Genomic DNA, 22,834 nt, shown 5'->3' on the forward strand with positions numbered 1-22,834 from the left:
GGCCCGTCCGCAGGCGGCCTTGCCGGCAGACGGGGAGGCTGCTCTGACTACCCCGACCGGCCGCCGGAACGCGTTCCGCTTCGGCGTGATCCGGTTCGACAGCGAGCCGGTCGGCCTCGAATGCCTCGTCTGGGAGCTGACGGGCGACGGCGCGATCCTCGAGATCGAGCCGCACTCCATCGCCCCGAACCTCTTCCGGCTGGAATCGGCCGACCTGTCGCTCGACCGGGCCTGCCGGGTCACGGGACGGGAGGGGCGCAAGCTGACGGTGCAGTTCGGCGGGTGAGGAGGCCGCGACGCCTGCTCACCTCTGCTCGCTCGGGAGCTTGGCCGGCGCCTGATCCTTGCGCACCGGCTTGCCGGCCGCCCGCGCCCTCCGCATGTGCAGGACGAGGCTCCTGAGCGCCACTGTGAGAACGTAGCCAACCTGCAGGGACAGGGCGCAGCCGAGCAGAAGCAGCGGTGTGAAGGGTCCGTTGAAGACGTAGCTCGCGAGCCCGCAGACGACGATCAGCCCGAGCGTCGTGAACGCGACTCCGACCACCGAGAGCCAGAGGCCGCATAAGGCTCCGAAGACTGCGAACAGCGCCGGAATCAACATGAGGGGCACCATCCAACAACCTAAACCGCGGTCCCGTGCTCGCGCCTAGATTTCGTTAAGATCGACGTCATCGCTCGGGAGTCGTCAAGGGCGACCATCGTACGTCTCACGGCACGCGCCACTTCCTCGTCCTCGACTTGGTGCGAGGAACGTTCTCGTTATCAGGCGTCCTTATCGCGCAAAAGCTGAAATTTTTTGCCAACGCCCAAGTCTGTTGCGGCGGGTCCGCGCTGCTACGCCTCGCGGCGCTCAGCGTCCGTAGACGTCCTCGACGCGGATGATGTCGTCCTCTCCGGTGTAGGAGCCGACCTGCACCTCGATCAACTCCAGCGGGATCTTGCCCGGATTGGTCAGCCGGTGCATCGAGCCGATCGGCAGGTAGATCGCCTCGTTCTCGTGCACCAGCACCAGCCGCTCGTTGAGCGTCACCTCCGCCGTGCCCTTCACGACCACCCAATGCTCCGCCCGGTGATAGTGCTTCTGCAGGGACAGGCGCCCGCCCGGGGTCACCATGATCCGCTTCACCTGGAAGCGCTCGCCGATGTCGATCCGCTGGTACCATCCCCAGGGCCGGTACATCCGCCGGTGCGCGTCCGCTTCCGGATAGGCCTTCTCCCGAAGCCGCTCCACCAGCGTCTTCACCTCGCCCGAACGCGCCTTCGAGGTCACCAGAACCGCGTCGGCAGTCGAGACCACGACCACGTCGTCGAGCCCGACCACCGCGGTGACGTGCTCGCCCTCGCTGTGCACGAGGCTGCCGCGGGTCTCGAGCAACTCGACGCGGCCGCGCACCGCGTTGCCGTTCGCGTCCTGCTCCAGCACGCTCCAGACCGCGTCCCAGGTGCCCACGTCCGACCACGCGAAGGAGACCGGCAGCACGCCCGCGTGCCGCGTCCGCTCCATGACCGCGTAGTCGATCGAGGTCTTGGGCGCGCGTCCGAAGGCCTCCGCGTCGAGGCGTACGAAGTCGAGGTCGCGCAATGCGGTCTCGAGAGCGGCTCGGGCCGCAGCGAGGACGGCGGGCGCGTGCACCTCGAGTTCGCCGATCATCACGTCGGCGCGGAACAGGAAGTAGCCCGAATTCCAGACCGCCCCCTCCGCGATCAGGCGCTCGGCGCCGGCCCGGTCCGGCTTCTCGACGAAGCGGGCGACGCGATAGGTGCCCGGCGCCGCCTCGATCGCCTCACCCGGGTGGATGTAGCCGTAGGCCGTGGCCGGATGGGTCGGCTCGATGCCGAGCGTCATGATGTGGCCGGCGCGCGCGCCGACGGCTGCCGCCTCGACGGCCGCGACGAAGGCCTGCGTGTCGCCGATGACGTGGTCGGCGGCCAGGATCAGAACGACAGCCTGCGGGTCGGTGCGGGCGGCGTGCAGCGCCGCGACCGCGACGGCGGCGGCGGAGTCGCGCCGCTCGGGTTCGAGCAGGATGTCGGCGGGGATGCGGGCCTCGGCGAGCTGCTCGGCGACGATGAAGCGGGCATCCGCGTGGGTGAGCACGGCGAGGCGGCCGAAGCGGGTGCCGTCGGCGACGCGGGCCGCGGTGTCCTGAAAGGTGGAGGCGTGCTCGCTGACGAGGCGGGAGAACTGCTTGGGCATGCTCTCGCGCGAGGCCGGCCACAGGCGCGTGCCTGAGCCGCCGCACAGGATCACGGGGAGGATCGGAGCGCTCTGATCGAGGTCCATCACGTCCTTTCCCTCAACCGGAAACCGTCACCGCGCCGATGCCATGGCATAGAGACCGCCAGGACGAGACTGTCGCACAATGCGCCGGTCAAGGCGGCAGGCCTCCACCCTCGACCGAACACCCTCCCCGAATACCCGCTGCATTGCACACAGTCGAGCCGGCCAAGGCTCTCGAGTGAAGTCACCCGCCTGAGGCGGCGACCATGAATGGCAATGGGAATCGTGTTCGCGAGCGCGATCGGGCGCGTCGCACCACACGTCGGTAACAGATAAAGACCTCCCGCAGCTTACGCAAATGAAGTCCTCCATATCAGCCTTTCGTACGGAATCGAACATTGGTAATGAACAATAAAAATGCAATTTGCCAAAGGATTGTTCGTTATTGGTCATCTTTAGTACTTGAATGGTGCATTGCGACATGGAACGATGCCGAAAGTTAAGTGAGTGTTAACCAATAGGGTTCCTAGACTTGGGAGCGCTGCATGCTGGTGCCATCCAGAGTTGCGTCCGATGCCGAGTTGGGCCGCAGCGACGTATCGCAGCACATGCCCGATTCCGTCCGCTGCTGCGACAGTCGCTCGAAGAGGACGTTCGATATCATTGTTGCCGTGGCGGCATTGATTGTCTTGCTGCCACTGTTTTGCTTGATCGCCATCCTGATCCGTTTCAGTGACGGGGGCTCCCCTTTTTACCGCCACCCGCGCTTGGGGCGCTCGAACACGCGCTTCGATTGCTTGAAGTTCCGAACCATGCATGTCGACAGTCAGGCGATACTGACGCGCTACCTGAGCGATAACCCGGCAGCCATGGATGAGTGGCGGCGGTCCCACAAGCTCAAGGACGACCCGCGTGTGACGTCCATCGGCTATCTTCTCCGGAAGACGAGCCTCGACGAACTCCCGCAGTTGATCAACGTCATCTTGGGGGAGATGAGCATCGTGGGACCACGTCCGATCGTCTCCAGCGAGATCGAGAAATATGGTCACGATGCAACGATCTACTTTTCCGTGCGACCGGGACTCACCGGTGCTTGGCAAGTGAGCGGACGCTCGGACACGACCTACGCCGAACGCGTCCGTCTGGATCGGGCCTATGTCGAAACATGGTCGCTCGCCAAGGACATGATCATCGTCGCGCGCACGATCCCAGCCGTGTTCTTCGCCAGAGGGTCATACTGACGGAACCGCAGAATGCGATCCGAGTTGCCGGCGGCCGATCGAATATACCGAAGTCTTCGCGTTTCTACCGAGAGGTCGGATCATGGGCGCGTCTCCCAAGCGCGGGGAGGTTTGCCGGGTTGCGCCGCAAGCGCGACAGCTGATCCGAAACGAGGAACGATCACGCATGGCTACCGCGGCCAAGATGTGGTGGCGACCGAATGGGATCTCAGATGACTGCCGCTGACATCTTTCGGAGTGTATGGAGACACAAGCTTCTGTTCATCGTCGTCTTCTACGCCGTCGTCGTTGCGGGCGTCGCGGTCCAGAAGTTCGCGACGCGGATCTATGAAGCAGACCTCCTCATCTTCGTCGATCAGAGTCGATCCCTGAAGCAGCAGGCAGGCGATAGCTTCAGTGCGGGTACGCAGCAGGAGCGTTATCTGAAGTCGCAGGCCAAGATCGCGCAGAGCGACATCGTGCTCGTGAATGCACTCAAGCGCATGAAGACGCGTGAGACCGGGGATCCCAACCCTGCCATCCCGACGGGCGGCGAGGTGGTGGAGGCATCCAGCCTGTTCGACCAGATCACGAGCCTCTTCCAGCGCGCACCCCGCATCCATGCGAGCGACGAGAATCCTCTGGCGGTTCAGGCAAACCTGCGCGTTGATGCGGAAGCCAACACCGACTTGCTCAGGATATCCTATCGCAATCGCGACCCGGTTCGAGCGGCCGACATGGCCAATCAGATCGCGGGCAGCTTCATCGACCTTCACACAAAGCTCTCGAGCAATCCTCTCGCCTCCCAGTTTTTCCGTGAACAGGAGGACGAGTATCGCAAAAAGCTTGGCGCTGCGAATAAAAGCCTTGAAGAATTTTCCATCAACAACGGCGCCTATTCGATTGAAGCGCAGCGCAAGTTGTATCTGACGAGGCGTGACAAGATCATTACCGAGCTGTCCAACACGCGAAATATGATTGGAAAAAATACCGGCGAGCTTCAATCGCTTCGCACGCAGCTTGCGAGCCTGAAAGCCAAAATTACGCTTCCGACTGAGATTTTCGGCGATAACAACTTTAGCGGTCCTGCGGCCGCACCATCGGCCAGTTTCGGAGCCGATCCTCCTCTCCTCCATGTCAGGCTATATCAGGAGAGTGCAGTTCGGATCATCAATATCAATGCCGAACTCGCCGGTCTCAGACTCAAGGAGTCGAATCAGAAGCGCGACCTGGATCAGGTGAACCTCGAACTCCAGCAACTCGCCGGCAAGGCCGCCGAATTCGCTCGCTTGGAGCGAGAGGTCGAGCAGGATGAGGCGAACATCCTGCTCTATACGCGCAAGGGTGCTGAGGCGCAGATCGAGAACGCGTGGCGCTCGAACGAACGACTCTCGACGATGCAGATCGTGCACAGCGCCTCGCCGCCGATTCGCCCGATCTTCCCGCGTGCCAGCATCGTCATGCCCCTCGCGGTTCTGGTCGGTCTGATGCTCGGATGCGCGTGCGCGATCCTGGCGGACCTGCTCCGGACTGGCGATCGCGCATCGGTGAAGGGTTTTGCGCCTCGGGAGGCGGTCCGGCGAGATGCCGGCTTCGGAGCCCGTTTCAGCCTTCCGGTCGAGGAGGTTGTCGGGCGGTAGCGGAAAGATGGACGGCGATCCTGCCGACTAGGTCTCAAGCCCTTCGAGCCCGCCGGAAACAGCATGTATCACGCTGAATAACGGCTCCCTGCAATTTCCGAGGTGTCGCACGATGGAAGAGTTGCTTTGCAGGCTACCGCCGACCTCAGTCGTCATCCCGACATTGAACGAGGCGGAGCACATTCGCGAAACGATCGAGCGGATTGCTCAGAATGCGCCCGAGAATATACTTGAGATTCTGATCGTGGACGGCGGCAGCACCGACGGAACGCGTGCCATTGTCTTCGAGATGATGAAGGCGGACTGCCGGATCCGTCTCCTCGACAATCCTCGGCGCATCCAGTCGGCGGGCATCAACACCGCTGTTCGGGCGGCGAACCCCAATTCCGAGATCATCGTGCGGGTCGATGCGCATGCGCGGTACCGGCCGTCCTTCGTGGTGGATGTCGTGCGGGAGATGGTGCGGACGGGCGCCGACAGCGTCGTCGTGCGGCTGACCACGGCAGGGCATACCTGCTTCCAGAAGGCGATTGCTTCCGTCTCGAACGGCGTCATCGGGACGGGCGGCGCCCGTCATCGCATGGATGGCGGCTCCGGTTACGTCGATCACGGGCACCACGCCGGATTTCGCCGCACGGTCTTCGTGGCCCTTGGCGGATACGACGAGCGCTTTGCTGCCAACGAGGACGCCGAGTTCGATTTTCGTCTGAGATCCGCTGCCGGAAAGATCTGGCTGGCATCCGATTTGGAAGTGACCTACTTCCCGAGGCGGAGTGCCGTCTCTCTGGCGCGGCAATACTTTCGCTACGGCTGGGGCCGTGGCCAGAACTTCCTGAAGCATCGGGCCGGACTGAAACTGCGCCAAATCATCCCGGTTGGTCTGGTCGCGTATGTGGGGCTGCTGCCCCTTGCGACGCTCCTCGCGCCTCCCGCGGTCGCGGCCCTCCTGCTTGTGCCGCTCGGTCTGTACCTTGCGCTCGTGACGTCGGCGGCGGCGATCGCTTTCCGTCGGGAGAGATCCCGTTGCAGCATCGGCGCAACGGTCGCTCTTCCGGTCATGCATCTCACGTGGGGTGCTGGATTCCTGGCAAGGATTTTTCTGGCGCCGCTTGAGGGGAGTGTCTCGGGAAACCCTGTTTCGGGGGCGGAGAGGAGAGTGCGATGATCACTCTCGTCGTACCGACCCGGAACCGAGCTCACACTCTGCGGCGTGTGGCCCCCTCCTACTTCGAGCAGGATCTCGTCACCGAAATCATCTTCGTGAACGACGCAGGCGACGACGAGACGACCGAGGTCGTGCACGGGATATCCGCGCTTTCCCCACACATTGCTCTGGTCGTCATTGAGAATGCCGAGCGGCAAGGCGCTTCAAGATCCCGCAACATCGGTGTCGACCGGGCTTCCAACGATTATATCCTGTTCGTCGACGACGATGAGTACCTCGAGGCCGGTTATGCCCGCGTGTGCCTCGCGAAGCTTCGCGCCGATCCGAGTCTCGGAGCCGTCTCCGGCCGCCGCGTCTACATGATGGACGGTGAGACGCCCGGTGAAGCCCTGGCTCGGTTCGGAACCGGACTGCGCGGAGGTCCGACGTTCCGGCCGATCCTGTGTGAATATGTCAACGGCGCACGATTCACGGGCGATATCCATCAACCGATCACCAATGCCGTCATCCTGACGAGGCGGGATCTGTTGCTCAAGCATCCCTTCGACGGATTTTACGCGCGCGGGAACGGCTATCGCGAGGAGACGGACTTTCAGATGCAGATCTTCACCCTGGGGTATCGGATCGGGGTGACGAACGACGTGCATAGCATGCATCTGCCCGCCAGTCAGACGAGGCACGGCGGGCAGCGCGTCAGGAAATGGGACAGGATTTATTGGTCGATTTACTACACAAAGTACTTCTACGATAAGTTCTTCACCGCCTATGCGCGGCAGATCAACCTGCGCTGCCCGAAGAACGTTTCGCTGGCTCTGTTCTCGTGCTTCGTTGTGTATCGGGAACTCCTCCGTCCATCCCTCCATGCGTGGGCCATGACCGTTCTCGCACGGCAGCGCGTGATCAGCCGACCGAGGCAGATATGAGGGATGCAGGAACCGCCTCCGCGACCGGTCCCGATTGGCCGATAGCCGTGCCGCTTCGCGAACTTCGGCGCACTCCTGCGGTGTCGGGGGCCTGATCCGATGACCGGCGAGGCTCTTCCGCGCCTGGCAGGCCCGGCGCTCAACGCCGGAAACCGGAACTCCGGCTATCGCCTGTGTCTCGCCATCATCCTGGCGATCACCTTGCTTCAGAAGATCGCCCTTCCGGGAACGGCGAACGCCCTCTCGGTCACGACCGCGCTCGTGCCAAGTCTTGTCCTGCTCTGCTGGCTGTGCGGCCGGCTCCGACTCGACAGCCAAGCATTCGTTCTCTTCGCAATCTTCGTCCTGGCCGCTGCGGCATCATTCGTTCTGAACGCGGGTGCCGAGAAGGTCTCCCCGGCCTCACTCGCGCTCGTTTGCGCCGTTCAAAGCATTCTGATCTTCAGGCCTGTGACGCAGGGCGGTTGCCGAAGTGGGTTATCCCTGTTCCGCGACGTGATGGCCCTCTTCAGCGTCGTAGGCATAGCACAATTCGTTCTCCAAAGGATCGTCGGAACGAAGCTCGCATTCTGTGTCGATTTCTATTTTCCGGCGGGAATGTTGTTGGATAAATACAACAACATCGTTCCGATATATTATGGATCGGAGATCCTCAGAAGCAACGGGGTGTTCTTTGCGGAGCCGGCGTTCTTCAGCCAATTCGTCGGGCTTGCTACCATCTGCGAGCTGCTGACGTTGCGGCGTCCGGTCCGGCTTGGCATCTATGCGGCGGCGCTCCTCTGCAGCTATTCCGGCACCGGATTGATCACGCTCGCCTTGTTCGGCTGCGTCTGGACGGTCGCTCGAGGTCAGTTCGTCTACGTCCTCGGCGCGCTCGGAGCGATCGGCGTCGTCCTGCTCTTCGGCACTGCCCTGGAGATCGACGCGCTGACGAGCCGGATGGGCGAGTTCACGACACCGAACTCGAGCGGACATGCTCGCTTCGTGTCGGCGTTCACGCTGCTCGACCGGGTGACCTTCTCCGATCTCGCCGCCACTCTGATCGGCAAGGGACCTGGGACGATCACCACATACTATGAACGCATGCCGTTCCTGATGTTCGATCCCACCTGGGCTAAGCTGCTGTTCGAGTACGGGCTGGTAGGGTTCATCAGCTATTTCGGCTTTCTATACGTCACCCTCAAACAGGCGAACCGCTCGTTCCTTCTGCCATTGCTGGTCACGTATCTTTTTCTGGGCGGGTATTTGACAGACGTGGCGGTCATCAGCCTGATCTTGGTTCTGGGGATCTACAATCAAGACAATCGATCCATTCGCTTTCCCGGTTTGGAGATGCCGATCCTATCGGTCGAAAGCAGGCGCCCAAAGCCTGCCTGATCACGCCTGCGAGCAGGCTCGGGACGTTCGCGAGAATGCCCCGATCGGACCTGCCATCCGAAACACCGCGCCGCGCCGGCAGAGGTTTGTCGATCATGTCCCTGCGCCTGAAGGCAGCACGATCGCTGGTCTGGACCGCCTTGGAAAGCGGAGGTCTCTCCGTCCTTTCCTTCGTCACGCTCGTCGTGGTGGCGCGGCTTGTCACGCCAGCCGAACTCGGTGTCTTCACGGTCGCGCTCGGAGTCATACAGATCCTGACGCTGCCCGTGGAGATGCTCTTTCACGACGCGCTCGTTCAGCGGCCCGATACGGGGGACGAACATTACGATTCCGCTTTCACCGCCTCACTGATCCTCTCGCTGTTGCTCAGCGGCGGCTGCGTTCTGTCCTCGGACGCAATCTCGCGGCTGTTCAGCGAACCGGATGCTGGCCGCGTTCTCTCCGTGATGAGCCTGAGTCTCATTGCGTCGGCCCTCGGCGGAACTCTGATGGCGCGCCAGCGCCGCGAATTCGCGTTCCGCGTCCTCGCCCTACGCTCCCTGGTCGGACGTCTTATCGGCGCCGGTATCGGGATCATCGCGGCGCTCCGTGGGGGAGGGATCTGGAGCCTCGTCGCCCAGCAAATCGCGATGGGGGCCTTCGCGAGCGGGTTGCTCTGGTACTTCGCACCCCATCGGCCGCGCCTGCGCATCGTGCCCCGGCGTCTGGCCGAGATGATGCGGTTCGGAAGCGCGAGCCTGACCAACACTGCGCTCCAGATGACGGAAGTCCGCATCTTCATGCTGATGGTGGCGGCCGGGCTCGGTCCGACGGCCGCCGGCTACATCAACCTGGCCTTCCGCATCGTCGACATGCCCCGCGATGTACTGGCGGGCGCCGCCAGCCAGCTGGCGCTACCCTTGTTCCGAGGCATCGCTCAGGATCGCGACGCATTGAACGGCGCCTATGCAGAAGCCGTAAGCTTCACATGCATGCTGAGTTTTCCGATCTTTCTCGGGCTCGCTGCTTGCTCACCGGAGGTGGTCGAACTCGTCTTCGGCGTCCAATGGGTGCCAGCCGTTCCCTACGTGACGGTGTTCGCCCTCCTGACAATTTTCTACTTCCCGAAACTCTATGGCAGCGAACTCATCAGCGCACTCGGATCGCCGCAGAAATTCACGCCTGTCTTGATCGTGTCCGTAGCGACGATCGTGATCGGAATGTTGAGCATTGGAACCTGGGCGCTGTGGCTCGCCGTGGCGGTCTGGGTCCTTCGTCTCGCGACGAGCGTACCGGTGCAAATCGCCTTGATACGCAGATGCACGGGCCTGCCCGTTCGGGAGCAGCTTCGTGGGATCGGCGCACCGCTTACCGCAGCCCTTCTCATGATGGCTCTGGTTCGCGGCCTCGGGTGGGGGCCATTTGCCGATTGGACGATTGCGCATCGGCTCGCCGCCATGGTTCTGTGCGGCGCCCTGCTGTACACGGCCGCGCTGTTCGCGCTGGATCACCGAGCGTTGCGACGCCTCATCGCGTTCGCCCATCTCGGCCGCGGGAGGATCGCACCGGCACCTTCCCAAGGCGTCGCATGACCCGGAGAGTGCAAGGGCGTGGCCCCACAGGGGCCGGACGGAACGCGGCCCGAAAGTCCGTCTCTGCCTCTGTCACTCCCTCGTCGGGTTTGGCGAAGGAACGAGGTTTCGGTGACGTGACGATGAAGGGGACTTCCAATCACCTGTTGGGCATCGCTGAGGACGCGCCTGCCCGCGATTCGCTCAGGTCGAATTCATGAAGATCGCCCTGCTCGATCCGTCGCTGTTCACCTGGCCCTACGACAAAGCCCTCGTCGAAGGATTGCAGCAGAACGGCCATGAGGTGGTCCTCTACACCAAGCATCTCGCTCCTGCCGAACCGGGAGCAGGCCACGATTACGTGCGGGAGCTGTTCTATCCCGGTCTCCAATCGGCGGTCGCGAGACGGCTTCCGAGCACGCTGTTCCTCCTGGCAAAAGGTCTCGCCCACATAGCCGGTCTGATGTCCTTGTGGCTCAAGCTGCGCCGAGAGAAACCAAACGCCATCCATTTTCAATGGACTCCGTTGCCGGTCGTCGATCGGTGGTTCGTGCCATTGTTTCGCACGATCGCTCCCGTCATCTTGACTGTGCATGACTCGTCTCCCTTCAACAACAACCCAAAATCACGTCTGCAAGCCTTCGGCTCGATAAGCATCATGAGGAGGTTCGATCACCTCATCGTCCATACGGACGCTGCCAGGCGTACGCTGATCAGGTATGGGTTGGCGGCTGACCGGATCTCGCGGATTGATCACGGAGTGCTTGGTCAATGCGTGCCGACGGGCCTCGTTCCTCTGCAAGAAAAGAAGGCTGATGATGCTGTCGTCGTACTGCTCTTCGGGCAGATAAAGCCGTACAAGGGCGTGGACGTGCTGATCCGCGCGCTTCAATATCTGCCGGATGATGTGAGGTCCATCATACGCGTCCATATCGTGGGCAGACCACAGATGGACGTGGACCCTCTGATGGCCCTTGCTCGAACGAGCGGCGTCGAAGATCTCATTAAATGGGATCTCCGTTTCGTGGGTGAGGAAGAGATACCGGCCATTTTGGCGGGATCCGACATCACCGCGATGCCCTATCGCGAGATCGATGCGTCAGGTGTCTTGATGATGGCGCTTTCGACGGGCCGGCCGATCGTCGCATCCAATATCGGGTTGTTCGCAGAGATGCTCGTCGATGGGGAGCACGGATTTTTGGTCCCGCAGGAAGACGCTCCGGCGTTGGGCCATGCTTTGACGAGGCTCGTTCGGTCTCCGGCAACGCGCACGGCGATGGCGAACAACCTGCGCGCCCTCTCAGCGTCGATACCGGATTGGCGTGACATCGCGGAGGCGACATCCGATGTCTACCTCAGGATTAGGCCGTGATAAGGGTGCGAGAAGTCCAAGAGCTAGACTGTGACGGCATGGGTTCCCACTTACTCGCCCCGTGAAAGTATCGGTCTGCCCTAGAGAGGCTGGGTCATGAGGATCCTGTTATCCGTGCACGCGCCTCTCAGCCGAAATGCAGGCGCCGCAGGGGCCGTGCTGCGGATGGCAGACGAGTATCGACACGCAGGCCATGATGTCGAAATTCTGTCCTTCGATGATCTACCCTCTTGGGTTCCGAAGCCGATCAGGCAGATCATCTATCCTCTGTATTTCGCGAGCCGCGTGAGACGATCTGGCAACAGCTTCGACGTGGTTGATGCATCAACCGGCGACGGATGGTTGGCCTATAATCTGTCCTCCCTCCGCACGACGTTGCGCGTCACACATAGTCATGGTCTTGAGCCCCTCGCCTCAAAGGTGGAGATCCAGGATGCTGATGCCCACGGGCGCAAAGTTTCCCTCAAGAAAAAACTCTGGCGTCATGGCCTGCAATTGAAGCTTGTCGAGATGTCGCTTCGCTCCTCGGATTGCGTCATTGCGCTGAATGATGATGAGGTCGGCTACATCGTGGCCAAAGCTGGCCTCGGTCGCTGCGACATCCTTCGGGGGAAGTGGGGGGTGGATGTTGAGGGGGCATCACCGCCAGTGGCTCACCATCGTTCGTTACGCATCGGAATTGTTCAGATTGGCGATTATTCCTGGCGCAAGGGCGCGCATCACACGGCGAAGGCGATGAGCGAGGTCCTGAACCGTTGTCCCGATGTCAGTCTGTCGCTGATCGGAACTCAGGTCGAGGCGGACCTGATCCTGAAGAATTATCCGCCGCATCTTCATCCGCGGATCACGATCGTGCCCAGCTTCGACCGCTCGCAATTGTCGGAGTTGCTTGCCAGCAAGAGAATTGCGCTGTTTCCGTCGATGTTCGAGGGCTGGTCGTTGTCGAGATTTGAGGCGATGGCGCATGGCGTGGTGCCGATCGTCAGTAACAACGCGGGTTGCTCTGTGGATCTGAGTGACGGATTCGACTGTATCGTTGTCGATCTTGACAACGAACTTGACTATCAGTCGGCAATATTGCAGCTTGTAACGGACACCGCAAAACTCGATCGTATGAAAAGTGCGGCTCTTGAGACAGCCAGATCCATGACATGGCGGCGCGCGGCGCAAGATCGTCTGTCGTTCTATGCTCAACGGCGCGATCATAAATCTAAAAGCGCTCAGAAGGGCGTCTAGGCCTCTCCATAATAATCTTGGATCCCGATGATTTGCTGAGACAATCGGGTATGCAGCTTGGCCGCGAATGCAGGCCGGTTGAATGCCCTCCCATGGAGACGTCGCCGGTCATCGTGGTCCCGATATCTTTTGCGGGGCGAGCGAGCTATTGAAGCAAGTCAACCGGATCGCAGGCTCAAGGCTTCGAGGCGTGACTGGCGTCGACAAATGGCCGCCCTCCACGTCGGGACCGGGTGATCTGATAAAAATCTTGCAACGGGAATAAAAAGAAATCCTCCGCAATAATGCTGCTGGTGAAATCTCAGCAATGCGGCGCCGAAAAGGATATCTTGTTGTCTGTTTAATGAACTCTCAATCTATCGCATCTCAGAGTTGTGAGCTGTTCATGACTCGGGTTGCCAAGATGACTGCCGTCGGGATTTTTGAAGGGAACGATCCGTCCGACGTCGAGAGGTTCGAGGCTTGGTTCGGCGGGAAGCCCGACTTCATACGCGCTCACGGTGGGCGGGCCGACTGGTCTGACTACGTTAACAGTCTCTCATGGCTTGCGGGCCAGTTCTCGAACCTCAAGCTTCCCTTATACTGGAATGTTCCGATGTTCGCCAACGGCGGCACATTGGAGGAAGCGGCCTCGGGTGCTTACGATACCTATTATGTGCAGGCTGCGCAAAGGCTGCTCGCAGCCAGTCCGACGAATGAGGTCATCTATGTTCGCGTCGGAGAGGAGTTCAACAGCGGCTGGATGCCGTGGGCAGCAGAAGGTGATGAGCAGAACTTCATTGGAGCATTTCGGAGCTTTGTCGAAAGCTTCCGATCGGTGTCGAGCTTATTCCGGTTCGAATGGAACGTGAATATTGGCGGGAGTGTCGACCCGGCGAAGGCCTATCCGGGAGACGCGTACGTCGATGTTGTCGGGATGGACTTCTACTACAACGTCACCTGGGATTCGAAGGATCCGGTGCAGGCATGGAACTACATGGTCCAGCGGCCCTACGGTCTGCAGTGGCTCGAATCCTTCGCGGCGTCTCATGGAAAGCCGACCGCCTACTCGGAGTGGGGCGTCAATTCGGACGCTGCGGCCTACATCGAGAAAGCCGCCGAGTGGTTCCAGAGACACGATGTGCTCTACCAGAGCTACTGGGACTCGAATAGCGATTTCGCTGGTCGGCTCAGTGAGGATCAGTATTCCGCCGCCGCGGCCGCGTACAAGGCCGCCTTCGCGCCGAGGGAGAGTTGGACGGGGATGCCTGCACCCGGGGCCCCCGTGGTTGCCCCGTCCACCGACCAGGAGAGGCAACTCCATTTCGGCACGATCAGTCACGATGTTCACGAGATCGGCGGAACGGTGTACGCCCTCTACGAGGGGCTGCTCGGACGCGTCCCGGACGCGCTCGGCGCGGCGGATTGGGCGATGGCGCTCAGCCGGGGCGCCACGGTGCACGAGGTCGTGGAGGGATTTCTCAGCGCTCCGGAGGCGCAATCCCAGCTCGGTTCTCCTGACAGTGCCGGGTTCGTCGCTCAACTCTACGACACGGTGCTCGGTCGAGAGGGAGATGCTGCCGGCCTGCAATCCTGGATCGCGGCACTGGGCCGGGGGATGGGCCGTGCCGACGTGGCGAGCGCCTTTGTCTTCTCGGAGGAACATGTCGGGCACCTGAAGCCGGCGCTCGACGCCGGCGTCTTCGTGGCGGATGCGGCCACGGCGGATGTCGCCCGTCTCTATTACGCCCTGCTGGACCGTGCGCCCGACACGGGCGGACTGAAGCAATGGGCTGGCTCGGCGCAGGGCGGCATGTCACTCTCGGCCATGGCGCAGGAGTTTCTCGCCTCGGGCGAGTATGCCGCCCGGCATCCGGGCCCTCTGACGGATGCCCAATACGTCGACATGCTGTACCAGCAGGCGCTCGGCCGTGCACCGGATCCGGGCGGCGCCCAAAGCTGGCTCACCGCCCTGGCTCACGGTGCGACGCGGGCGGATCTGGCGGTGGGTATCGCCGAGAGCGCCGAGGCACAGGTTCATCTGGTCCCGGTGATCGAGAGCGGCTGGCACCTCGTCTGATCCGGCTGCGCCGGCGGTCGCAGCGGGCCTGCCGCGACGGTGTGCTGGCTTTCGAACCGGCGCCCGGATTGGAGGGCTGGTCCGTCCTGTGCATCCTCCGAGCGGCCGAACCTCACACAGGAGGATCGATGGTCAAGCTCGGGATCCACAGTAGCAACGATCCTGCGGCGGTCCGGGCCTTCGAAGCTTGGCTCGGGCGGCCGGTGGATCTGATCTCGCAACATACCGGCGAGGCATCGCTGAAGGATTTCGCAGGATCCCCGGGTTGGTTCGCCAACACGGTCGTCAACGCCGTCGACAGGCCTGCCGTCTGGTCCGTTCCCCTGCTGTGGTCGGGGGCGAGGCTCTCAGAGGCGGCGGCTGGAACCTATGACGACATCTATTGTGGCGTGGTGACCACGATTCTGGCGGCGCGGCCGCGCGACGCCGCGGTCTATTTCCGCACCGGCTGGGAGTTCAACGGCGATTGGATGAAATGGGCCGCCCAGGGGCAGGAAGAGGTCTTCGCGAGCGCGTTCCGACGATTCTCGACCGTGCTTCGAACCTGCTCCGAGCGCGCCCGCCTCATCTGGTGCCCCAACCTGGGCCAGCGTGACCCGGTGCCGTCCTTTCCGGGCTCGGAGCATGTCGATGCGATCGGCATGGACTTCTACCATCAGCCGCACGATCCCCAGGGACCGCTGGCGGCTTGGCACTCCACCCGCACGCGCGACTTCGGTCTCGACTGGCTGACCGATTTTGCCTCGCGCCAGCGCAAGCCGATCTGCATTCCGGAATGGGGTGTGCGAACGGACGGCATGATGCTCTACGTCGAGGAAATGGCACGGTGGTGCAGTGTCAACGGAGTTCTGTTCCAGAGTTATTGGGACAGCGATGCGGATTATCCGGGTAAGCTCAGCGGAGGTCGCTACCGCGGAACCGGCGAAGCCTTCCGGCTGGCTTTCGGTGAGAGAGCCTGACCGACGTCGCATTCAAACATCCGCGGGCCAATACCCTTCTGCGTGAGCGATCGTCGTACAGCCCCGATGTCTCGTTGGATCAGAGATGACGCCGGCATCGCGGTGGCAGCAGACATCGTCTGCAGGAGCGTCATCACCCGTCCGGAACGGCTTCGTCTTATGCTGCGATCAGCATTGTAATGCGGATCGAGAAATCCGCATTTGGCCAGCGGCTTATAGTGAGGTTCATTTTGTTAGAAAAATCCCGTGCATTACTGTCGGCTGCAATAATCCATGATGTTTCGAACCGGACCTAAAGTATAAACCTTCACGCCAGCCTGTTTGAGGACCAGTGCCATCGACAGGGGATGAATGCTCGGTCGTTGCTGGAGCGCCGCCCTGACCAAGTCAGCGTGGGGAAGAAGGGAAAGCCGGCGCCCTCGACGCGCCCTGCTTGTGGGATGCTTTGCTTCAGCCCTGTGGCAGCTTGAACTCTTTCCGAGCTGACTTTGGAGAAACTCGGATTGCCTTCCGGCTTGATGACTTGCTATTTCTGCAGGAGCTGGATCAAGCACCGAACTGTAAAATGCCGCTAAATCTTCTCGATCAAGGCCAGAAATCACTTCGATGTCATCGGCATAGAGGCTGTAGGATCCACGATCATTCTGTCGGATGCGGCTTGCTTCGACGTATGAGAAATTCATGACTGCCTCATGATAATTTTTTAGTCAAATTGGAAAGCAAATGAACAGTTGTCAATCAATCTACAGATTTATGTCGCTAAACGTACGCAGTGATGCTTTTGTGAAATCTGACATTGAGTTCAATCGGCGTCAGCATGGGAAAGTGAAATTTGGTTCTCAATTCCGGGCGTTAAGGAGTTTGTCGCCGGTGATCTCCCTCCTCGGCTGAGCGAGCCGGTCGCGATCGTGTACGGTGCAGCCGGGCTGCAGACACGAATTTGTGAAAGCGCAGGTGCCCGCCGGGCGGTGAAAGCCGCTCCCTCTGCCCGACCCGCTGACGAGTCGGGATCTCATTTCGCGGCGCCGTCAAGGTCAGAAGGGATCTGTTGCTCCTCGTCATGTGCGATCGGAACATCTCGGCCTTCTGCATTCGCGCTGGGCTGACACAGGATTTCTCGCCGGCAACGCCGCAGGCAAGCTCGGGTCCGGGACTCATGCGGTGATGCTGGGCGATCGTCTGCTGACGGGTGGTCTGAGGGGCTGAGCCCGGCCCCATGCAGGTCGAGGGGCTCGCCAACTTCAATCGCGATCTCGCGCCGCCTCACATCGCAGTCGGGACGGTTCGCAGCCATCGGCAGATTGTTTGCCGACGGCTTGACCCCCATATCACGCCTTCCGGTGAGCGATGGTGCGCCCAAGGTCTGGCATGTCGGCAGCGGCCGGGCACGCGAAGCTGAGGGGCGTGCTGAGTCGGGCGTCGGGCGGAGCGTGCATTGCCTCCGCATCGGCCGCGCGCAGCATCGCCACCCGCTGATCCGAATTCGTCCCATGACCGCATCGCATCTCCGGCCCCGGCCCGTGCGGCTCCGTTTCACGACATGCCTGCGGCGAGCGCCGATTAATTTTTCGGAACGGTTTTTGGTGCGGTGCCGTTCCTCGGGTTGGACGACGATTAGTATCAGGTGAGGTATAGCAAAACCGACATAAAATTCATTAATTCAAGTTATATACGGCAATTTTGGAAACAAAATCGGAATTAAAAATCACCTCGGACCACGATCCGATTACAATCTTATAATAACACCTGTAATCCTAAATATTCACTTCTGTGTCGTAACCGGTGCTTCACTGGATGCGGCTGTTATTGTTCTGCCTATATATCAGCAAATATATTTTGATGTGCAATTTTGCCGCGGTTGTGCACCGCAATAAAAGCTGTTATCTAAAATTCTCCTCAAAATCGGAAGTCGTGTTCAGGCCTAGTCTGTGCCGGACGTTCATCTTCCGCGCATGCCATCGACTTTGTTGGCCGTTTTGCCCGCCTCACGGCCGGGTGCCGTTTCGATCACAAGTCCTGCCGGAGCTTTCGATGCCGCAGAAGCCCATTTCAGACGCCGGCGCAGCGTCCGACCGCTCAGCGCAAGCCAACCGCCACAGGACGCACACCCGGATCGTCCGGATCTCCTCGTATTCGGTCGCGGGCGTGCTGGCCCTCCTGATGACCACAGCGACGCTGCCGCCGCTTCTCGCCGATCAATCGGACCGGGCCGTCATCAATGCGCCGATCACGCTCCTCACGGCACCCATCGCCGGCGAGGTCACCGATCTCCTCGGCCGTGTCGGTCAGCGGCTCGAACCCGGTCAAGCGGTCGCCTATCTTCATAACGGCCGCGTCGATCGCAGCACGTTGATCGGCCTCGACAGCAAGGTCGACGAACTCGAGGGCTCCCTCATCGCAGCCCGCGAGAAGAAGGAGTCCGACCTTCGCTACGTCGCGGCCCTCGATGGCGAGATCCGCCAACAGACCGAGCAGATGGCCGCCCGGCTACAGGGCGAGGTCGCCGAAGCGCGCGCTCGCGTCTCGTCGGCAGATGCGGAGGGCCAGTCGACGAAGGCTGTGGTCGACCGACAGCAGGCGATGGTCGATCGAAACACCGCCAGCATCGATCTTCTCCGGCCGACCCAGCACAAGCTGGAGGCTGCCCGCTTCGACAAGGATGCCGAGACGGCGAAGTTGAACCAGAAGCTCGCGCAACTGGAGGGCGTGAAGAAGGGCGTCTTCGTGGGCAACGAGCTGAACAGCCTCGCGGTGCTCGCCCAGAAGCGTCGGGATCTCGCGTTCGATGCGCAGCGTCTCGCGATCGAGGAAAGCCAGCTTTCGTCGAGCCTCAAGGCGCAGAAGATGCTCCTCGACGCCGAGAAGAAGCGGCTGGACAGCCTCACCGACGCGCAGATGCGCGCCATGAACGGCGGCGTCGTGATGAACCTGGGAGTGGCGCCGGGCCGCCACGTCAATCCCGGCGACTCCGTGGCGACGTTGATCGATTGCGATCAGTCCTTCGTGGTCGGCATCTTCTCGTACCGGCAGGCGCAGGACCTTGCCGTCGGCACCCCGGTCCGGATCTCGGGATCGGACCCGGACGGTCCTCGCCGGGGCACGGTCAGTGAGATCCTGCCGAAGACGAGCGACAAGACCGACGAGCAATACGCCGTCCCGTTCCCGCAGACGGAGCGACGGGAAATGTACGTCCTCGTCAGCATCGACCGCGACCAAGCGGCCCGGCCGGCGGCGAGCGTGCTCGCGCCGACGCAGAGCAGCCCCTGCTCGGTCGGCCAATGGGTGACGATCACCCGCGAGAACAGCTGGCTGCCCTCTGCCTCCGTCGCGTGGAAGACGGTCGCGGATGGCTTGACCGGCAAGGAGGCAGGCAACGCCCTCAACGCTGTCGCCGGCGGCGTGTCCACCGCTTCGGCGTCGGTGGTGCGGACGGTCACCTCGCCGGAGGCGAAGGACGCGTGGGGGGCCGTCTCGGATGGCGCGGGCCGCACCGTGAGCTTTGTCACGCGGGGTGTCTCGGCGCTCGTCGAGAAGGCCTCGGCTCCGAAAGTGACTGCCCCGGCCCAAGCCACCGAGAAGGACGGACGTCGGGTCGAGAACGCCCGTTGATCGGCCGCGTCGCCCTCAGCCTCCTCACGCTCGTCATGATGGCCCGGCTGGCTGAAGCCAAACCGGAGGTCGGCGAGGGGCCGCTCGCGCGAACGCTCTGTGCTGCGCTCGCCTCCGCCGTCGATACGGCGGGCGGCAAGGAGGGCGGGCCGGTCTTCCTCGTGAGCTACCGGCCTGGACCCGATCAACAGGCGCTTCCGCCAGCACTGCGCCAGTCGGCCTTCACCTACGACAACGCACTCGCCGCCATCGCGCTGACGGCGTGCGGCGCGCGCGAGCCAGCCCGACGAATCGGGGACGCATTGCTGCAGGCTCTCGATCAGGATCGGACCTTCCACGATGGCCGTGTCCGGAACGCCTACCGCGCAGGTCCCCTCGAAGCGGGCCCTCCGGCCCTGCCGGGCTGGTGGGATACACGGCAGAAGCTCTGGGCCGAGGATGCCTATCAGGACGGAACGGCGACCGGAAACGTCGCCTGGGCGGCGCTCGCGCTGTTGACGCTCGATCAGGACGCTTCCGACCGGCGCTACCGCGCGGGAGCGGAGCGGATGCTCGGCTGGATTACGGCGAACACGCGGGATCAGCGCGAGCCCGCGGGCTTCTCGGGGGGCGTCGATGGCTTCGACCCGTCCCAGACGAAGCTTCAATGGAAATCGACGGAGCACAATCTCGACGTTCACGCCCTCGCCGCGTGGCTCCTGCGCCTGAACGGCAGCGCCGAGAGCGCCGAGGCGGCTCGCATCGCCCGAGGCTTCCTCGACGCTGCCTTCGCGCAGGGGCCCGGCCTGTTCCGGCTCGGGACGCGACCGGACGGAAGCCTGCAGCCCCTGGAGCACCTCGCCCTCGACACGCAACTCTGGCCGCTTCTCGGCGTCGCGACGCCGCCGGATGCCTGGCGTCGCGCGATTGCCGGCGCGCAGGAGCGCCTCGCGGTCCCGGGCGGCTTCGACTTCAACGAAGATCGCGACGGTCTCTGGGTGGAGGGCACGGCACAGGCCGCCCTGACCCTGAAGGCCCTGGGACGCACCGAGGATGCGCGAAGCCTCCTCGCCACGCTGTCCGGCCAGGTTTCTCCGTCCGGATACCTGTTCGCGGCACGCGAGCCCCGGATCACCACCGGTATCGCGATCGGCCCTGCCAGCCCCGAACCGGACTTCTTCTACCACCGGCGCCCGCATCTCGGCGCCACCGCCTGGGGGGCGCTCGCGGCCCTCGGCTGGAATCCCTTCACCGGACGGAGCGTGGATTAGCCGTCATGTTTCCCTCGTCCCCCGACGTCTCCGCGGTCCTGACGACCGATATCGGCATCCTGCTCGGCCTCCTCGTCATGGCGGGGCTGCTCGATCGCGCAAGCGCCGCGGCCCGCATCCTGTTCGGGTCCGCGACCGCGACCCTGATCCTCTGCTACGCCGCGTGGCGCTGGCATGACACCCTGCCGCGCTTCGAGCCCGGTCTCGATCACCTGTGGCCCTATTTGTTCTTCTCGTTCGAGATGGTGGCCATCCTCTACACGCTGATGTCGATCGTGATCCTGTTCCGCTTCAAGGATCGCGCGTCCGAGGCCGACCGCGAGGAGGCGCGGCTCACTGAGAGCGGCGACTGGCCCGCAGTCGACATCTTCATCTGCACCTATAACGAGCCTCAGGAAGTCGTCGAGAAATCGATCATCCCGGCCCTCGCGGTCGATTATCCCAACGCGACGGTCTGGGTCTGCGACGACACCCGGCGAGGCTGGCTCAAGGACTATTGCGAGCGGGTCGGCGCGAACTACGTCACGCGGCCCGACAACAAGGGCGCCAAGGCCGGCAACCTCAACAACGCCCTCGCCCATACGGCGGGGCGCACGAACGCGCCGATCATCCTCGTCCTCGACGCGGATTTCGCTGTCGCGCCGAACATCCTGCGCCGCACCGTCGGGCTCTTCCACGACGAGCGGGCGGCGGTGGTGCAGACGCCGCAATTCTTCTTCAACGCGGATCCGATCCAGCACAACCTGATGGCTGCGGAGGCCTGGGTCGACGATCAGCGCATCTTCTTCGACGTGTTCCAGCCGGCGAAGGACGCGTGGGGCTGTGCCTTCTGCGTCGGCACCTCGTTTCTGGTGCGGCGCGACCGGGTCACGGCCGCAGGCGGGTTCCCGCACGATGCGATCTGCGAAGACATCAACCTGACCTACACGTTGATGCGCGACGGCTACGAGACGCACTGGCTGAACGAGCGCCTCAGCGCCGGTCTTTCGGCCGAGGGGCTGCCGGAATACATCACCCAGCGCACCCGCTGGTGCCTCGGCACCATCCAGGTGGCGCTCCTGAAGGTCGGGCCGTTTCTGGGGCCGAACTACACGCTGATGCAGCGCCTGCATTACCTGCACGGCATACTGAACTGGCTGTGCAAGCCGTTCATCGTCCTGATGCTCGTGGCGCCGTCGATCTACTGGTTCTTCGACATGCCGGCCTTCTACGCCGACTATCTCTCCTTCCTGCGCTACGGCTTGCCCGCCCTGATGGCCCTCTGGATCTACAGCGGCTGGGTCTCGGGTGGGCGGACGCTGCCTCTGTTCATGGAGGTCACCCATACGATGACGGCGCTCGCCATAACCCTGACCCTAGTCTCGGCCGCGATCCGCCCTTTCGGGCGGCCGTTCAAGGTGACGGACAAGGGCGGAGACCGATCCGTCTCGATGGTGCGCTGGCGGATGGCCGCCGGGTTCGGCGCGATCTCGCTCCTGTCGGCCGGCTCGATCGTCTGGTCGTTCGTCTCGCCCTCCGGCGCCAGCGAGATCTCACCGCTCGACTACTTCAACCTGCTCTGGGCTGGAGTTGCGATGATGTTCACCTTCGTCGCGCTCCTCGTCTGCTTCGAGCGGCCCCGTGAGCCCGAGGCGTTCCGCATCGACGAAGCGAGTTGGATCGGCCTGGACGGCAAGGCACACGCGTGCACCATCGACCGCATCGGCATGGGTTCCGCTATCCTGCACCTTCGCTCCGGGGCACCGACGCTCGTGCCCGCGATGCGCCTGCACCTCTACGTCGAGCGTGCCGGTTGGATCGTCGCCCGTGTCGAGCATGTGAACGGCAATGCCGTGGGCCTCGGCCTCGAGCCGGAGCCGGCGCAGCGCAAGGCCCTCATCCTTCGTCTCTACACCACGGCCGTCGATCCCATCGCCCGAACGGCGAGCCTCGGTGTCGCGCTGCGAGGTCTCGCACACCGCTGCTTCCGCGCAGCTTAATGCGAGGATCAAAGCACTAGTCCCGATCCTGGAGAAGCAGGGCGGAGCCCGTTTGGCTCTCCTCCTCGCGCTCCTCACGGAAGGACGCATCGCTCCTGCCCACCACTTGGATGCGGCGAGCGCGCTTCAAGCCCGCCTCGTGCGGCCGCGCTCGGTGCCTCTTGCTCGCATACCGCTGAGCTGAGCGCCGACGAGCGGATGCATCGGCTCGCCGGGCCGCGGCAGGTCGCGCCGCGGGCCGGCGAACGAGGCTCGCGACCTGGGTCTCGAAGGC

17 protein-coding genes are annotated in these 22,834 nt (G+C 62.6%); 14 read left to right on the plus strand and 3 right to left on the minus strand.

What is annotated here, in order from left to right; translation table 11 throughout:
- The first annotated feature begins 19 nt into the window (after positions 1–19).
- Complete coding sequence (locus tag E1J50_RS05425) at positions 20–286, plus strand: pilus assembly protein PilZ (RefSeq protein WP_245516440.1); 267 nt, start codon at positions 20–22, stop codon at positions 284–286.
- 18 nt (positions 287–304) lie between these two features.
- On the opposite strand, the gene E1J50_RS05430 is transcribed toward E1J50_RS05425, so the two are convergent.
- Entirely contained in the window at positions 305–601 is a 297-nt protein-coding gene (locus tag E1J50_RS05430) for a hypothetical protein (protein WP_132251177.1), read from the minus strand.
- 249 nt (positions 602–850) lie between these two features.
- On the minus strand, positions 851–2,284 hold the full coding sequence (locus E1J50_RS05435) for a mannose-1-phosphate guanylyltransferase/mannose-6-phosphate isomerase (protein WP_132251179.1): 1,434 nt from the start codon (positions 2,282–2,284) through the stop codon (positions 851–853).
- A 482-nt stretch (positions 2,285–2,766) separates the two neighbouring features.
- Between E1J50_RS05435 and E1J50_RS05440 the strand changes: the two genes are divergently transcribed.
- The 10 genes from E1J50_RS05440 to E1J50_RS05485 all read left to right on the plus strand — a co-directional run bounded on the left by E1J50_RS05440 (position 2,767) and on the right by E1J50_RS05485 (position 15,722).
- The gene (locus E1J50_RS05440; protein WP_132251181.1) at positions 2,767–3,462 is read left to right on the plus strand and encodes a sugar transferase; all 696 of its coding nucleotides are present in this window, start codon (positions 2,767–2,769) and stop codon (positions 3,460–3,462) included.
- Between the two features lie 212 nt (positions 3,463–3,674).
- Complete coding sequence (locus E1J50_RS05445; protein WP_165937788.1) at positions 3,675–5,081, plus strand: GumC family protein; 1,407 nt, start codon at positions 3,675–3,677, stop codon at positions 5,079–5,081.
- 112 nt (positions 5,082–5,193) lie between these two features.
- Entirely contained in the window at positions 5,194–6,246 is a 1,053-nt protein-coding gene (locus tag E1J50_RS05450) for a glycosyltransferase family 2 protein (RefSeq protein ID WP_132251186.1), read from the plus strand.
- Positions 6,243–7,169 (plus strand): glycosyltransferase family 2 protein, encoded by a 927-nt coding sequence (locus E1J50_RS05455; protein WP_132251189.1) that lies wholly within the window; start codon positions 6,243–6,245, stop codon positions 7,167–7,169. The genes E1J50_RS05450 and E1J50_RS05455 overlap by 4 nt, the downstream gene beginning before the upstream one ends.
- 99 nt (positions 7,170–7,268) lie before the next feature.
- Entirely contained in the window at positions 7,269–8,546 is a 1,278-nt protein-coding gene (locus E1J50_RS05460; RefSeq protein ID WP_132251191.1) for a hypothetical protein, read from the plus strand.
- A gap of 95 nt (positions 8,547–8,641) precedes the next feature.
- A complete protein-coding gene (locus E1J50_RS05465; protein WP_165937789.1) occupies positions 8,642–10,117 on the plus strand; it encodes an oligosaccharide flippase family protein in 1,476 nt (491 codons plus the stop codon).
- Between the two features lie 196 nt (positions 10,118–10,313).
- Positions 10,314–11,468 (plus strand): glycosyltransferase family 4 protein, encoded by a 1,155-nt coding sequence (locus tag E1J50_RS05470; protein ID WP_132251196.1) that lies wholly within the window; start codon positions 10,314–10,316, stop codon positions 11,466–11,468.
- Positions 11,469–11,582: 114 nt separating this feature from the next.
- Positions 11,583–12,704 carry a glycosyltransferase family 4 protein gene (locus tag E1J50_RS05475; RefSeq protein WP_165937790.1) on the plus strand — a complete coding sequence of 374 codons (1,122 nt, stop codon included), beginning with the start codon at positions 11,583–11,585 and terminating at the stop codon, positions 12,702–12,704.
- A 385-nt stretch (positions 12,705–13,089) separates the two neighbouring features.
- On the plus strand, positions 13,090–14,763 hold the full coding sequence (locus tag E1J50_RS05480) for a DUF4214 domain-containing protein (RefSeq protein ID WP_165937791.1): 1,674 nt from the start codon (positions 13,090–13,092) through the stop codon (positions 14,761–14,763).
- A gap of 128 nt (positions 14,764–14,891) precedes the next feature.
- Entirely contained in the window at positions 14,892–15,722 is an 831-nt protein-coding gene (locus tag E1J50_RS05485) for a glycosyl hydrolase (RefSeq protein WP_132251202.1), read from the plus strand.
- A gap of 251 nt (positions 15,723–15,973) precedes the next feature.
- On the opposite strand, the gene E1J50_RS05490 is transcribed toward E1J50_RS05485, so the two are convergent.
- Positions 15,974–16,405, minus strand: coding sequence for a hypothetical protein (locus E1J50_RS05490; protein WP_132251204.1), 432 nt, complete (start codon positions 16,403–16,405; stop codon positions 15,974–15,976).
- Between the two features lie 1,111 nt (positions 16,406–17,516).
- Here E1J50_RS05490 and E1J50_RS05495 point away from each other — a divergent pair.
- From E1J50_RS05495 to E1J50_RS05505, 3 genes are read left to right on the plus strand one after another with little or no spacing between them, the layout of a single operon-like run.
- Positions 17,517–19,331 (plus strand): HlyD family secretion protein, encoded by a 1,815-nt coding sequence (locus E1J50_RS05495; protein ID WP_132251210.1) that lies wholly within the window; start codon positions 17,517–17,519, stop codon positions 19,329–19,331.
- A 38-nt stretch (positions 19,332–19,369) separates the two neighbouring features.
- Complete coding sequence (locus E1J50_RS05500) at positions 19,370–20,581, plus strand: hypothetical protein (RefSeq protein ID WP_132251248.1); 1,212 nt, start codon at positions 19,370–19,372, stop codon at positions 20,579–20,581.
- A 5-nt stretch (positions 20,582–20,586) separates the two neighbouring features.
- Positions 20,587–22,560, plus strand: coding sequence for a glycosyltransferase family 2 protein (locus tag E1J50_RS05505; protein ID WP_132251212.1), 1,974 nt, complete (start codon positions 20,587–20,589; stop codon positions 22,558–22,560).
- Positions 22,561–22,834 lie beyond the last annotated feature (274 nt).

This window comes from Methylobacterium segetis (genome assembly GCF_004348265.1).
GTDB lineage: Bacteria > Pseudomonadota > Alphaproteobacteria > Rhizobiales > Beijerinckiaceae > Methylobacterium > Methylobacterium segetis.

Bases quoted from the DNA above. Each gene is read 5' to 3' on its own strand.
- E1J50_RS05440 (WP_132251181.1), top strand. From the start codon at position 2,767: ATGCTGGTGCCATCCAGAGTTGCGTCCGATGCCGAGTTGGGCCGCAGC.
- E1J50_RS05505 (WP_132251212.1), top strand. From the start codon at position 20,587: ATGTTTCCCTCGTCCCCCGACGTCTCCGCGGTCCTGACGACCGATATC.
- E1J50_RS05460 (WP_132251191.1), top strand. From the start codon at position 7,269: ATGACCGGCGAGGCTCTTCCGCGCCTGGCAGGCCCGGCGCTCAACGCC.
- E1J50_RS05435 (WP_132251179.1), bottom strand. From the start codon at position 2,284: ATGGACCTCGATCAGAGCGCTCCGATCCTCCCCGTGATCCTGTGCGGC.
- E1J50_RS05485 (WP_132251202.1), top strand. From the start codon at position 14,892: ATGGTCAAGCTCGGGATCCACAGTAGCAACGATCCTGCGGCGGTCCGG.
- E1J50_RS05450 (WP_132251186.1), top strand. From the start codon at position 5,194: ATGGAAGAGTTGCTTTGCAGGCTACCGCCGACCTCAGTCGTCATCCCG.
- E1J50_RS05430 (WP_132251177.1), bottom strand. From the start codon at position 601: ATGTTGATTCCGGCGCTGTTCGCAGTCTTCGGAGCCTTATGCGGCCTC.
- E1J50_RS05465 (WP_165937789.1), top strand. From the start codon at position 8,642: ATGTCCCTGCGCCTGAAGGCAGCACGATCGCTGGTCTGGACCGCCTTG.
- E1J50_RS05480 (WP_165937791.1), top strand. From the start codon at position 13,090: ATGACTCGGGTTGCCAAGATGACTGCCGTCGGGATTTTTGAAGGGAAC.
- E1J50_RS05470 (WP_132251196.1), top strand. From the start codon at position 10,314: ATGAAGATCGCCCTGCTCGATCCGTCGCTGTTCACCTGGCCCTACGAC.
- E1J50_RS05500 (WP_132251248.1), top strand. From the start codon at position 19,370: ATGGCCCGGCTGGCTGAAGCCAAACCGGAGGTCGGCGAGGGGCCGCTC.
- E1J50_RS05445 (WP_165937788.1), top strand. From the start codon at position 3,675: ATGACTGCCGCTGACATCTTTCGGAGTGTATGGAGACACAAGCTTCTG.
- E1J50_RS05490 (WP_132251204.1), bottom strand. From the start codon at position 16,405: ATGAATTTCTCATACGTCGAAGCAAGCCGCATCCGACAGAATGATCGT.
- E1J50_RS05455 (WP_132251189.1), top strand. From the start codon at position 6,243: ATGATCACTCTCGTCGTACCGACCCGGAACCGAGCTCACACTCTGCGG.
- E1J50_RS05495 (WP_132251210.1), top strand. From the start codon at position 17,517: ATGCGGCTGTTATTGTTCTGCCTATATATCAGCAAATATATTTTGATG.